The organism is Sphingomonas sp. 1F27F7B (assembly GCF_005503355.1).
Classification (GTDB): domain Bacteria; phylum Pseudomonadota; class Alphaproteobacteria; order Sphingomonadales; family Sphingomonadaceae; genus Sphingomonas.
Genome location: NZ_SCMK01000004.1, coordinates 49,172 through 61,931 on the forward strand (window position 1 = coordinate 49,172; position 12,760 = coordinate 61,931).

Here is a 12,760-nt window from a genome sequence, read left to right on the forward strand (position 1 = left end):
GCGCGGCAATCAGCGATCTCGTCACGAAACTCTCCCTTCGCTACGAAATCGGGCCTAGGCTCCGGATGTGACGGTTACGAGGCGATATGGCGGATAACGACAGCGTGCTTGCGGCGGCCCGGGCCTGGAAGGGCGCGCGGCTGGCGCTGGCCACCGTCGTCTCGACCTGGGGATCGGCGCCCCGGCCGCCCGGAAGCCATATGCTCGTTCACCAGGACGGGCGGTTCGAAGGCTCGGTCTCGGGCGGCTGCGTGGAAACCGACATCCTCCAGGCCGCCGCCGAAGTGATCGCCGGCGCGCCCGCAATGGTGAAACATTATGGCGTCGCCGATCCGGCGGCCTGGGAAGTGGGCCTGCCCTGCGGCGGGGAGATTTCGGTGCTCGTCCAGCCCGTCTGCGAAGAGGGCTTCCCCCCTGCCCTGTTCGACGCGATCGACGCCGCGCGCGGCCGGGGCGAGCCCCTCGACGTCGGCACCGATCTCGCCACGGGTCGCTCGGCACCGGGCACGGGCGGGTTCCGCAACCGTTACGAGCCGCCGCGCCGGCTGCTGATCATAGGCGCCGTGCAGATCGCCCAGTCGCTCGCCGGCCTCGCCCGCGAGATCGGCATCCGCACATATGTCATCGATCCGCGCGGGAGATTTTTGACGCCCGAGCGTTTCCCCGGCGTAATGCTCGACGACCGCTGGCCAGACGAAGCCGTGGCAACCCTGCGTCCCGATCCGGCCACGGCCGTGGTGACGCTGAGCCACGACCCCAAGATCGACGACGCGGCGCTGGCTGCGGCGCTAGGTTTCCCGACGGGCTATGTCGCCGCGCTGGGTTCGCGCCGCAGTCACGCCGCACGCCTCGAACGGCTCGCCGCCGCCGGGGTCGCGCCCGCCGATCTCGCACGTATCGAGGGACCCGCCGGCCTCGCCATCGGTGCGGTCGGCCCCGCCGAGATCGCCCTCTCCATTGCCGCAGCCATGGTGAAGACCCTCCATGATCACGCCTGACCAGACCGCCCTTGTCCTGCTCGCCGCCGGCCGCTCGCGCCGCTTCAACGACGGTGACAAGCTTGCCGAGCCGTTCCTCGACAAACCGCTCGCCTATCATGTGGTGACGGCGCTCGAGCGCGTCCCCTTCCGTGCGCGGATCGCCGTGGTGTCCGGCACCGCGCTCGATTTCGCCGCCCTGGGCTATGACGTGGTCGAGAACCCCGATCCCGCACTCGGCCAGGCGCACTCGCTCGGCTTCGGCGTGGCGCAGGCGCTGGGCTGCGAGGCAGTGCTCGTCGCACTGGCCGACATGCCGCGCGTCACTGCCGCGCATGTCCACCGGCTGATGGACGCCGCCGACGGCCCGGCGACGATCGTCGCCTCTTCCGACGGGGTGCAGCCGATGCCGCCGGCCCTGTTCGGCAAGGACCAGTTCCCGGCGCTGATGCAGCTGGAAGGGGATCATGGCGCGCGCGAGCTGATCATGCGCGGGCACCACGTCATCGCCCCGCCTTCCGAGCTGGTCGACATCGACACCCAGGCCGATCTGCGCGCGCTGCGAGAGCGCTACGGCCTGCGTACCGACGGCCTGCCACCCGCACCCGTCACTCGTGACGAAGCGCGTCGATCGGATTGAGGCTCGCCGCGCGCCGCGCCGGGAAATAGCCGAACACCACGCCGATGATCGCCGAGATCGCAAAGGCGATCACGTTGATCTGCACGTCGAACAGGAACGGCAGCGAGCCCAGCCACGACATCAGCGCCACGGCGAACTGCGCGATCAGCAGGCCGATGACGCCGCCCAGCATCGAGAGCACCACGGCCTCGACCAGGAACTGCATCAGCACTTCGCTCGCCACCGCGCCGATGGCGAGCCGGATGCCGATCTCGCGCGTCCGCTCCGTCACCGACACCAGCATGATGTTCATGATGCCGATGCCGCCGACGATCAGGCTGATCATCGCCACCGCCGCGACGATCTGGGTGAGCAGCGTGGTGGTGCTGGTCAATGCCTGGCTGATCTGGGCCGTGTCGAAGATGTTGAAGTCGACATCCTTGCCCCCGGTGATGTTGCGGCGCTCGCGCAGAAGGTCGGTGATCGACGACTGGACCTGGGCGCTGTCATAATCGGGATCGGTGCCGACCAGCATCAGGCGCAGGTCGGAATTGCCGGTGAAGCGGCGCTGCACCTGCTTGATCGGCATGATGATGACATCGTCCTGGTCTCCGCCAAACCCGGCCTGGCCGCGCGTCTGCAGCACGCCGATCACGTCGCACGAGATGCCGTTGACACGGATTCGTCCCCCCACCGCGCTGCCGCCGCGGAACAGGTTGGTCCGGATCGTCGTGCCGATGATGCACACCGCCTTGCCCGCCTGTTCCTCCGGCCGCGTCCAGTAGCGGCCCTCGACCAGCGGCCAGGGCTGGACCTGGAAATAGGCGTTGGTGGTGCCGTTGACCGTCGTCGACCAGTTGGCGCCGTTGTAGATCACGGTCGCGGTGGTCTGCGCCTGGGGCGCGACCGCAGTGACGCCGGCGACCTGGTCGCGGATCGCAGTGACGTCGTCCGCCTTGAAATCGGGCGGGCGCGGGCCGCCGCCGCCGCGGCCGAAGCCCTGGCCCGGACGGATCTGGAGGATGTTGGTGCCGAGCGCCGAGATCTGCTGCTGCACCGCCGCAGTGGTCGCCTTGCCGAGCGTGACCATGGTGACGACCGCCGCCACGCCGATGATGATGCCGAGCGTCGTCAGGAACGAACGCAGCTTGTGGCGCAGGATCGAACGGATCGCGAGGATGAAGGTGGTGCCGAACATCAGTGCCCCACCGCCTCGCCCTGGCGATGCTGGTCTTCGATCCGCTCGACCAGCCCGTCCTTGAAATGGACGATGGTGTGCGCGAACGCCGCCATGTCAGGCTCGTGGGTGACCATCAGCACGGTGATGCCGCTGGTCTTGTTGAGATCGGTGAGCAGCTCCATGATCTCCACCGAGCGCTCCGAATCTAGATTGCCGGTAGGCTCGTCGGCGAGCAGCACATCGGGATTGGTGACGATCGCCCTGGCGATGGCGACGCGCTGCTGCTGGCCGCCGGAGAGTTCGGCGGGGGTATGATCCCACCATTGCTTGAGCCCGACCTTGTCGAGCGCCGCCATCGCCGTCTCGCGGCGCTGCTGCTTGGCGTCGCCGCGATAGAGCAGGGGCAGCTCGACATTCTCGAGCGCGCTGGTGCGGGCGAGCAGGTTGAAGCCCTGGAAGACGAAGCCGAGATATTTGCGCCGCAGCAGCGCGCGCTGGTCGCGCTCCAGCTTCTCGACATGCACGCCCTTGAACAGGAACTCGCCGCTCGAAGGCACGTCGAGACAACCCAGGATGTTCATCGTCGTCGACTTGCCCGAGCCCGACGGCCCCATGACTGCGACGAAGTCACCGGCCTGGATGTCGAGGTCGATGCCTTTCAGCGCCTGGAACAGCGTCGCTCCTTCGCCATAGCTCTTGGTGACTCCGCGCAGGCGGATCAGCGGCGGATCATTGTCCGCCACGCTGGCCTCCGGCACCGCTGCCGCCCTGGCCGCTCCCGCCCTGCCGCCTTTGCCCGCCCGATCGGCGCTGGCCCGAGCTGCCATTGGCAAGCTGCCCGGTGATGACCTTGTCCCCCGGCTTCAGATTGCCGCCGGTGATCTCGGTCACCGTGCCGTCGGTGCTGCCGGTAGTGACCGGCACCTCCTGCGGCTTGCCGTCCGCGCCGAGGATATAGACGCTCCGCTCGCCGGCACGGTCGCCGGTTGCCGTCTTCTGCTGCCCGCCGCTGCTGTTGCCGCCGCCGCGCCGCGGGCGGCTGGGAACCAGCGCGCCGGCGATGCCGCCCTTCGTGCTCGCCCCGCCAGTGCCCTGGGGAGCCGCGGCCGGCGTGAAGCGCAGCGCCGCGTTCGGCACGAGCAGCACGTTCTGGCGCGACATCGTCACGATGTCGGCAGTCGCGGTCATGCCGGGGCGCAGTTGCTCATCGGCATTGGAGACCGAGAGATCGGCGGCATAGGACACCACCTGGTTCGCCGTCGTGCTGGTGCTCGTGGTCGAGGAGCTCGCATCCTGCACCGACAGGTTGGAGCCGACCTCGACCCGGGTGATCTTCGCCGGGAAGGTCTTGCCCGGGAACGCATCGACGGTGAAGGTCGCATCCTGCCCCTGGCGGACCTGGCCCACATCGGCCTCGTCGATCGCCACTTCCAGCTTCATCTGCGACAGGTCCTGCGCGATCACGAACAGCGTCGGGGTGTTGAACGAGGCCGCGACCGTCTGGCCGGGATCGACCTGGCGCGCCAGGATCACGCCGGTCACCGGCGAGCGGATGATCGCGCGCGTCCGCTGCGTCTGCGCCGAGGACAGTTGGGCGCGGGCCGAGGTCACATTGGCATTGGCTGCGTTCAGATTGGCCAGTGCGCGATTGCGATCGCCGATCGCGCCGTCCATTTCCGTCTTGGCCGGCACCTTGCCGCCGGAGAGCCGGCTGACTTCCTGGAACCGCGCCAGCGTGGCGTTGTTCTGCTCCAGCGTCGCCCGCGCCTGGCCCACGGCCGCGACGTTCGCAGCAAGCGTCGCCTCGGCCTGCCTGACCTGATCGTCGAACTGGGAAGGATCGATCAGCGCCAGCGGCTGGCCGGCCGTGACTCGGTCGTTGACGTCGACCAGCACCTTCACGACCTGCCCCGATAGCTGCGAGCCGACGGTCACCTGGTTGGTCGGCGCCAGCTTGCCGGTGGCCGAAACCGTGACGGTCAGGTTGCCGCGCTCGACATCGTCGGTCGCGTATTTGACCTCGTTGCTGCTGCCTAGGAAATGCCAAAGGAGCAGGACCACCAGCAGGACGCCGAGACCGATCAGGCCCCATTTGAGCCAGCGCCGCCACCAGGGGCGCGGCGGCGTGCCCAGAAAGGCGTCGAGATTCTGGTTGGGATCAGTTGCCATTCGCGATGCCGCCTGTCGTGGGAACGGTGGGGGTGGTGCTCGCGTCCCAGCCGCCGCCCAGCGCCTGGTAGAGCTGGATCAGCGCCGTCGCTTCGTCAGACCGCGCCGAGACAACGCCGTTCCGCGCAGAGATCAGCGCGGATTCGGCCTGGTTGAGCGTGGTGAAATCGGTGAGGCCCGAGCGATATTGCATGCGCGCCAGCAGCGCCTGATTGCTCGACGCTTCCAGCGCGACCGCGAATTCCTGCTGCCGGCGCTGCGCGGTCTGCAGCGCGACGATCGCGTTCTCGATATCCTCGAGGCTGGTCAGCACGGTCGACTTATAGGCGAGGAACGCACCGTCCGCGGCGGCTTCGGCCGAACGGACCTGGCTGGCGCGGCGGCCGCCGTCGAAGAGCGTCTGGGCGATGTTGGCGAAGAGGCGGCCGGTGATCACGTCGAAGATCGAAGCGAGCGCGGTGCTGCCTGCATCGATGCTGCCGCCGATCGACAGCTGGGGATAGAGCTGCGCGGCGGCGACGCCGATGTTCGCGGTGGCGGCGGCGAGATTGCGCTCGGCCGCGCGCACGTCCGGCCGCTGGCGCAGCGTGTCGGCCGGGATGCCGGCAGCGACGCTCGCGGGCCCCGTGGGAATCGGCTTGACCGCTTCCATCTCGGCCTTGAGCGCGCCCGGCGCCTGGCCGGTCAGCACGCCCAGGCGCGAGACATAGCTGTTGTAGCTCGCTTCCAGCGTCGGGATCGACGCGGCGAGCTGCGCCCGGCTCGCCCGCGCCTGTTCCTGGTCGAGCGAGGAGACGAGACCCGCCTGCAGGCGCCAGCCGGCGATCTGGAGGTTGTCGTCCGCGATCCTCAGGCTGTCGCGCGCATTGGCGATCTGCGCCTGCGCCACCCGCGCCAGCACATAGTTGCGCGCCGTCTCGGCCTCCGCGGAGATCAGCACGGTCGCAAGATCATATCCGCTGGCCGCATAGGACGCCCGCGCTCCTTCCACTCCGCGGCGCACCCCGCCGAACAGGTCGACCTGATAATTCGCATCGGCGCCGAGCGAGAAGCTAGTCGAGCCGCCCTGCGAGAAGCTCGTCACCGTGCCGTCGGGCAGCGTCGTGGTGCTGGCGCCGCCGCGCAATGGCTCGCTGCGCGACACGCCGCCCGAGACGCTGAGGCTGGGGAACAGGCTGGCGCGCTGCTGGACGAGCGATTCGCGTGCCTGGCGCAGCCGCGTGGCGGCCTGGGCCACGTCCAGATTCGCCGCCTGGGCACGCTGCACCAGGTTGGTCAGCATCGGATCGTCGAACCGGGTCCACCATTGGCTCAGGTCTTCCCGGGACTTCTGCTCGGCGGAGACCGACCAGCTGTCCGGCACGCCCAGCTCGGACGCGGGGCGCGGATGATAGTCCGGACCCGCCGCACAGGCGGACAACGACAAGGCAAGCGGGATGCTCAGGGTCAGCGGACGATTGGCCATGTCACTCTAGATGTTTCCGAAGCCGTTTCGGTTCCAGAAGAATATTGTCGCAACCTGTCGTGGTCCATGCCGGATCATGCGGAGAAACATATTCTGCGCTTGGCGCGGCGCGCGCGCTTGGGCAGAGAGGCCCCCGATAAGATTAGGAGCCCGTAGCGATGAGCGATACCGTCAGCGTCCATCCCGTGCCGGAAAGCTGGGCGCAGAACGCCCGGGTGGATGCCGACGGCTATGAGAAGCTCTACGGCATGAGCCTGGCCGATCCGGGCAGCTTCTGGCTCGAGCAGGCGCGCCGGCTCGACTGGATCAAGCGCCCCGAGATCGCCGGGGACTGGTCGTTCGAGGAAGCGGATTTCCGCATCAACTGGTTCGCGGACGGCAAGCTCAACGTCGCCGCGAACTGCATCGACCGGCATCTGGCGAAGCGCGGCGACACAGTCGCGATCCTCTGGGAACCGGACGAGCCCGGCGAGGAGCCGCGCCGCTACACCTATCGCCAGCTCCATGCCGAGGTGTGCCGCTTCGCGAACGTGCTGAAGGCCCAGGGCGTCCGCAAGGGCGACCGAGTGACCATCTATATGCCGATGATCCCGGAGGCGGCGTTCGCCCTGCTGGCCTGCGCGCGGATCGGGGCGATCCATTCGGTGGTGTTCGGCGGCTTTTCGCCGGAAGCCCTGGCGGGCCGCATCACCGATTGCGATTCCGCCGTCGTCGTCACTGCAGACGAGGGCCGGCGCGGCGGCAAGAGAGTGCCGCTCAAGACCAATGTCGATGCCGCCGCGACGCATGTCCGCTGCCTGGAAAAGGTCATCGTGGTGCGGGCGACCGGCGGCGACGTGCCGATGCAGGCAGGCCGCGACGTCTGGTATCACGAAGCCGCCGCGGAGGTGCCGGCCGACTGCCCGGCCGAGCCGATGGGCGCCGAGGACCCGCTGTTCATCCTCTACACCTCGGGCTCGACCGGCAAGCCCAAGGGCGTGCTCCATTCCTCGGGCGGCTATCTGCTCTGGGCGAGCCTGACGCACGAGCTGGTGTTCGACTATCGTCCCGGCCAGGTCTATTGGTGCGCGGCCGATATTGGCTGGGTCACCGGCCACAGCTACATCGTCTACGGCCCGCTCGCCAATGGCGGCACCACGCTGATGTTCGAAGGCGTCCCCAACTGGCCCGACGCCAGCCGCATCTGGCAGGTGGTCGACCGCCATCAGGTCGAGATCCTCTACACCGCCCCCACGGCGCTGCGCGCGCTGATGCGCGAGGGCGACGCATTCGTCGCCAAGACCTCGCGCCGGTCGCTGCGCCTGCTCGGCACGGTGGGCGAGCCGATCAACCCCGAGGCCTGGCGCTGGTATTACGATGTGGTCGGCGAGGGCCGCTGCCCGATCGTCGACACCTGGTGGCAGACCGAGACCGGCGGCCACATGATCACGCCGCTGCCGGGCGCCACTCCGCTCAAGCCCGGCTCGGCGACCAGGCCCTTCCCCGGCGTCGATCCGCAGATCGTCGACGGCGAGGGCACGATCCTGCATGGGGCGACCGAGGGGAATTTGGTCATCGCGCGCAGCTGGCCGGGGCAGATGCGCACGGTCTGGGGCGATCATGCCCGCTTCTTCCAGACCTATTTCACCACTTATCGCGGCAAATATTTCACCGGCGACGGCTGCCGGCGCGATCAGGACGGCTATTACTGGATCACCGGCCGGGTCGACGACGTGATCAACGTCTCGGGCCACCGCATGGGCACCGCCGAGGTGGAGAGCGCGCTGGTGCTCCACCCCAAGGTCGCCGAGGCCGCGGTGGTCGGCATGCCGCACGACATCAAGGGCCAGGGCATCTATGCCTATGTCACGCTCAACGCGAACTGCGCCGCCGACGATGCGCTGCGCGCCGAGCTGATCAAATGGGTCCGCACCGAGATCGGCCCGATCGCCGCGCCCGATGCGCTCCAGTTCGCCCCCGGCCTGCCCAAGACCCGCTCCGGCAAGATCATGCGCCGCATCCTGCGCAAGATCGCCGAAGGCGACGTCTCGTCGCTGGGCGACACTTCGACGCTCGCCGATCCTTCGGTGGTCGACGATCTCGTCAGGAACCGCGTGGGATGAGCGAGGATCGCATCCGGATCGTCGAGGGGGACATCACTCGCCTCAACGTGGATGCGATCGTCAACGCGGCGAAGAACTCGCTGCTCGGCGGCGGCGGCGTGGACGGGGCCATCCACCGCGCCGCCGGGCCGGAGCTGCTCGCCGAGTGCCGCACGCTGGGGGGCTGCGCGACCGGGGACGCCAAGCTGACCCGCGGCTATCGGCTGCCCGCCGCCTATGTGATCCACACCGTCGGCCCGGTCTGGCGGGGCGGCGGCGAAGGCGAGCCCGCGCTGCTCGCCAGCTGCTATCGCCGCTGCTTCGAGATCGCCCGCACCAACGGCTTGCGCACGCTCGCCTTCCCGGCGATCAGCTGCGGCGTCTATGGCTATCCGATCGAGCCCGCGACCAGGATAGCGATGGCCGAGGCCCGCAGGGCGCTGGCCGGGGACCCCGAACTCGAGGTGATCTTCGCCACCTTCGGCGCCGAGACCACCGCCGCCTACAAACACGAATTATGACCCGAATCCCGTTGCGAGTGTAACTACCCGGCGTTACACTTCGCTAATACAGTTCTTTCGGGGGTACACAGATGAATATCCGCAACATGGTGCGTCTCACCGCCGGCGTGGCGCTGCTCGCCGTTTCGCCGGCGATGGCGCAGACTGCCAAGCCGACGCCGCGCTATGGCAGCTTCGGCGTCGACCTGACCGCGCAGAAGCCGAGCGTGAAGCCCGGTGACGACTTCTGGATGTACGCCAATGGCGGCTGGAACGACCGCGTCGAGATCGCCGCCGACCGCGCCTCGGCCGGCTTCGGCACCCTGCTTTCGATCGAAGCCGAAGCGAACGTCCGCGCGATCCTCGACGACATGGCCAAGAACCCGTCGGCCTATGGCGCCAGCGGCAAGCAGGTCGGCGACTTCTATGCCAGCTGGATGGACGAGGCCGGCATCGAGAAGCTCGGCACCGCGCCGCTCAAGCCCTATCTCGCCAGGATCGACGGCGTGAAGGACCTCGACGCGCTGCAGGTGCTGTTCGCGACCGTCGGCTATGCCTCGCCGGTCGAACTGGGGATCATCCCCGACCTTGCCGACCCGACGCATTACACTGCGGTGACCGGCCAGGCCGGCCTGGGCATGCCCCGCGACTATTATCTGCTGGAAGGCGCCAAGTACGACGCGTTCCGCACCGCCTATCGCGCCTATGTCCAGAAGATCCAGGAACTGGCGGGCATCCCGAACGCCGCGGCCAAGGCCGATGCGATCGTCGCGCTCGAGACGGCGATGGCCAAGGTCCAGTGGTCGCCGGCCGAAAGCCGCGACATCGCCAAGCTCAACGATCCGCAGACGCTCGCCGGGCTCAAGGCCAAGGCGCCGGACTTCAACTGGGCGCTGATGCTCAAGACCGCCGGCCTGGAAAGCTCGCCCAAGGTGCTGATGACGCAGAACACTGCCGTCACCGCGCTCGGCAAGCTGATGGTCGCCACCCCGCTCCAGGCGTGGAAGGACTATCTCGCCTATCGCTTCGTCAGCGATCACGCGCAGTTCCTGCCCAAGGCCTTCGACGACACGCGCTTCGGCTTCTATTCGCAGACCCTTTCCGGCGTGAAGGTGCAGCGCGAGCGCTGGAAGCGCGGCGTGCAGCTGGTCAACGGCGCGCTGGGCGAAGCAGTCGGTGCGATCTACGTCTCGAAATATTATCCGCCGGCCTCCGAGAAGCAGATGGCGGAGCTGATCGAGAATCTCCGCGGCGCCTATAAGGACCGCATCACCGCCTCGACCTGGATGGACGAGGCGACCAAGCAGAAGGCGCTGACCAAGCTGGCCGCCTTCGAGCCGCGCATCGGCCACCCCGACAAATATATCGATTACTCGTCGTTCAAGGTGGAGCGCGGCGACCTGCTCGGCAATGCGATGCGCGCCGGCGAGTTCGAGCATCAGCTCGAGCTGTCGCGTTTCCCCAAGCCGGTCGACCGCACGCTGTGGAACATGACGCCGCAGACGGTGAACGCCTATTACAACCCGCTGTCCAACCAGATCACTTTCCCGGCCGCGATCCTGCAGCCGCCCTTTTTCGATCCCAATGCCGATCCGGCGGTGAACTATGGCGCGATCGGCGCGATCATCGGCCATGAGATGGGCCATGGCTTCGACGACCAGGGCAGCCAGTTCGGCCCGACCGGCAAGTTCGAGAACTGGTGGACCGACGGCGCCAAGAAGGCGTTCGGCGAGCGCACCGCCGCGCTTGTCGCCCAGTATGACGGCTATGAGGCCGTTCCCGGCACCAAGGTGCAGGGCAAGCTGACGCTGGGCGAGAATATCGGCGACCTGGGTGGCGTGGAGGCGGCCTATGGCGCGTTCCAGAAGTACCAGGCCGAGCATGGCAAGGCGCCGGTGATCGGCGGCCTGACCGGCGACCAGCGCTTCTTCCTCGCCTATGCCCAGGCCTGGCAGACCAAGCTGCGCGAGGACACCGCCCGCCAGCTGGCGCTGACCGATCCGCATTCGCCGGCCATGTTCCGTGTCAACGGCATCGTCCGCAACGTCGATGCCTGGTACAAGGCGTTCAACATCCAGCCGAACGACAAGCTCTACCTCGCACCCGCGCAGCGCGTGCACATCTGGTAAGCCTTTCGCCTCGCGCGATACGATGCGGCCCGGCAGCGATGCCGGGCCGCTTTCGTTTCCTGCGCCGCGCCTTCGGCGACTGGGGCAAAAGTCGCGAAGGTCGTGCACGGGCGCGATCCTATTTCTCGAACGGCTTCAGGGAGCGACCGGACAATGCACCCGCCCGGCCGCCAATCAGACGAAATCCTGCATTGCAACCGCATGGCCGGGCGCGGCAAAGGGGCGCATGACCCCACGCGAACTCATCGACACTGCGATCGTCCCCGGCGGGGGCGAGGCGCTGCGGCTGTTCCGCCGCGGGCGCGACTTCATGATCGTGCTGGATCGCAACGAGCTGATGTCGAGCCGGATGAGCGGCTCGGAGGAAGCGCTGGCGGTGATGAGCTGCGAGCGGCTCGACAATTCGGCGCCGCATCTGCTGATCGGCGGATATGGCATGGGCTTCACCTTGCGCGCGGCCCAGGCGGCGCTGGGTCCGGACGCGCAGCTGACCGTCGCCGAGCTGGTGCCCGAGATCATCGCATGGGCGAAGGGGCCGATGGCCGAGCTGGCCGCGGGCTGCCTCGACGATCCCCGCGTCGCGGTCGTGCTGGACGACGTCGCGGCAGTCATCGGCCGGGCGCGCGCGACCTATGACGCGATCCTGCTCGATGTCGACAACGGTCCAGACGGGCTGACCCGTGACGCCAACGACCGGCTCTATTCGCCGCGCGGGCTGCAGAAGCAATGGGAGGCGCTCAAGCCGGGCGGCATTCTCGCCGTCTGGTCCGCCGCGCCCGACAACGCCTTTGCCCGCCGGCTGAAGGATACCGGATTCCAGGTCGAGGAAGTCGCAGTGCGCGCGCGCAGCAACGGCAAGGGCCCGCGCCACGTGATCTGGTTCGGGCGGAAGCGGTAGGCGTCCATTGAATCCTCCCCCGCCAGGGGGAGGTGGCGCGCGCAGCGCGACGGAGGGGGCGGACGGCGATCAGCCTGCGAAGGCCTCCCGACGCCTGACTGCGACGGCCAGTATCTGGCTGACGACGCCTTCGAGATTGCCCAGCACTTCGCTTGCGGGATAGCGCAGCACTTTCACCCCTTGCTCCGCTAGCCAGGCATCGCGGGTGGCGTCGCGCGCGGGGCGGTCGCCGCGCGCATGCGCTTCGCCATCCACTTCGATCGCAAGCATCGCGGGCGCGCAATAGAAGTCGAGGACATAGGGGCCGGCCGCATGCTGCTTGCGAAAGCGCGGCCATGCGGGTTCTTGCGCAGCGCGAGCCAGAGGCCGATTTCGGGAGGCGTCATCCGTTCGCGCAGATGCTTGGCGTTACGCCTGCCGTCCCGTGATCCTTCCAGGCGCATCGCTTACCTCCCCCTCCGTCGCGCTTGCGCGCGCCACCTCCCCCTTGCGGGGGAGGATAGAAAAAGGCGCCGCCGCTGGGAATATGATTGCACATTCCGCAACCGGCACCCCAATTCATTGCAGTTGCGGCAAATGCATCTTCAACCCATTTCCCGTCATGTTGCGTTGCAGCAAAGCATGCACGAATGAGGGTTTCACGATGTTCTCGCTTATCTCGCTCTTCCTTGCCGCTCGCCGCGAAGTCACGCTGCCGGCCACGGCGCCGCGCGCTGCCGCCGACGCGCAGGTCGAGCTGCGC

The 12,760-nt window shown here is 68.0% G+C and carries 11 protein-coding genes; 6 read left to right on the top strand and 5 right to left on the bottom strand.

Annotation, left to right across the window (positions count from 1 at the left end; all coding sequences use genetic code 11):
- Positions 1–86 precede the first annotated feature (86 nt).
- Positions 87–998, top strand: a complete 912-nt coding sequence (locus tag FFS08_RS04865; RefSeq protein ID WP_137862697.1) for an XdhC family protein — start codon at positions 87–89, stop codon at positions 996–998.
- A complete protein-coding gene (locus tag FFS08_RS04870; protein ID WP_137862695.1) occupies positions 985–1,617 on the top strand; it encodes a nucleotidyltransferase family protein in 633 nt (210 codons plus the stop codon). Before FFS08_RS04865 ends, FFS08_RS04870 begins: the two co-directional genes overlap by 14 nt.
- Here FFS08_RS04870 and FFS08_RS04875 read toward each other — a convergent pair.
- The 4 genes from FFS08_RS04875 to FFS08_RS04890 are packed head-to-tail and all read right to left on the bottom strand — an operon-like array spanning position 1,586 to position 6,410.
- Positions 1,586–2,794: an ABC transporter permease gene (locus FFS08_RS04875; RefSeq protein WP_137862693.1), complete on the bottom strand. Its 1,209-nt coding sequence runs from the start codon at positions 2,792–2,794 to the stop codon at positions 1,586–1,588. The two genes, FFS08_RS04870 and FFS08_RS04875, sit on opposite strands and share 32 nt — an antisense overlap.
- Positions 2,794–3,603 carry an ABC transporter ATP-binding protein gene (locus FFS08_RS04880; protein ID WP_137862691.1) on the bottom strand — a complete coding sequence of 270 codons (810 nt, stop codon included), beginning with the start codon at positions 3,601–3,603 and terminating at the stop codon, positions 2,794–2,796. The genes FFS08_RS04875 and FFS08_RS04880 overlap by 1 nt, the downstream gene beginning before the upstream one ends.
- Positions 3,506–4,945: an efflux RND transporter periplasmic adaptor subunit gene (locus FFS08_RS04885; protein ID WP_137862690.1), complete on the bottom strand. Its 1,440-nt coding sequence runs from the start codon at positions 4,943–4,945 to the stop codon at positions 3,506–3,508. Before FFS08_RS04885 ends, FFS08_RS04880 begins: the two co-directional genes overlap by 98 nt.
- Positions 4,935–6,410, bottom strand: a complete 1,476-nt coding sequence (locus FFS08_RS04890) for an efflux transporter outer membrane subunit (RefSeq protein ID WP_137862688.1) — start codon at positions 6,408–6,410, stop codon at positions 4,935–4,937. The genes FFS08_RS04885 and FFS08_RS04890 overlap by 11 nt, the downstream gene beginning before the upstream one ends.
- A gap of 158 nt (positions 6,411–6,568) precedes the next feature.
- Here FFS08_RS04890 and acs point away from each other — a divergent pair, with 158 nt between their 5' ends.
- The 4 genes from acs to FFS08_RS04910 all read left to right on the top strand — a co-directional run bounded on the left by acs (position 6,569) and on the right by FFS08_RS04910 (position 12,018).
- Positions 6,569–8,512 carry an acetate--CoA ligase gene (acs, locus tag FFS08_RS04895; protein WP_137862686.1) on the top strand — a complete coding sequence of 648 codons (1,944 nt, stop codon included), beginning with the start codon at positions 6,569–6,571 and terminating at the stop codon, positions 8,510–8,512.
- On the top strand, positions 8,509–9,012 hold the full coding sequence (locus FFS08_RS04900) for an O-acetyl-ADP-ribose deacetylase (protein WP_137862684.1): 504 nt from the start codon (positions 8,509–8,511) through the stop codon (positions 9,010–9,012). The genes acs and FFS08_RS04900 overlap by 4 nt, the downstream gene beginning before the upstream one ends.
- Positions 9,013–9,083: 71 nt before the next feature.
- Positions 9,084–11,120, top strand: a complete 2,037-nt coding sequence (locus FFS08_RS04905) for a M13 family metallopeptidase (RefSeq protein ID WP_249341080.1) — start codon at positions 9,084–9,086, stop codon at positions 11,118–11,120.
- A gap of 226 nt (positions 11,121–11,346) precedes the next feature.
- Entirely contained in the window at positions 11,347–12,018 is a 672-nt protein-coding gene (locus FFS08_RS04910; protein ID WP_137862683.1) for a spermidine synthase, read from the top strand.
- A gap of 69 nt (positions 12,019–12,087) precedes the next feature.
- On the opposite strand, the gene FFS08_RS23970 is transcribed toward FFS08_RS04910, so the two are convergent.
- The gene (locus FFS08_RS23970; RefSeq protein WP_249341079.1) at positions 12,088–12,288 is read right to left on the bottom strand and encodes an endonuclease domain-containing protein; all 201 of its coding nucleotides are present in this window, start codon (positions 12,286–12,288) and stop codon (positions 12,088–12,090) included.
- Positions 12,289–12,760: the final 472 nt, after the last annotated feature.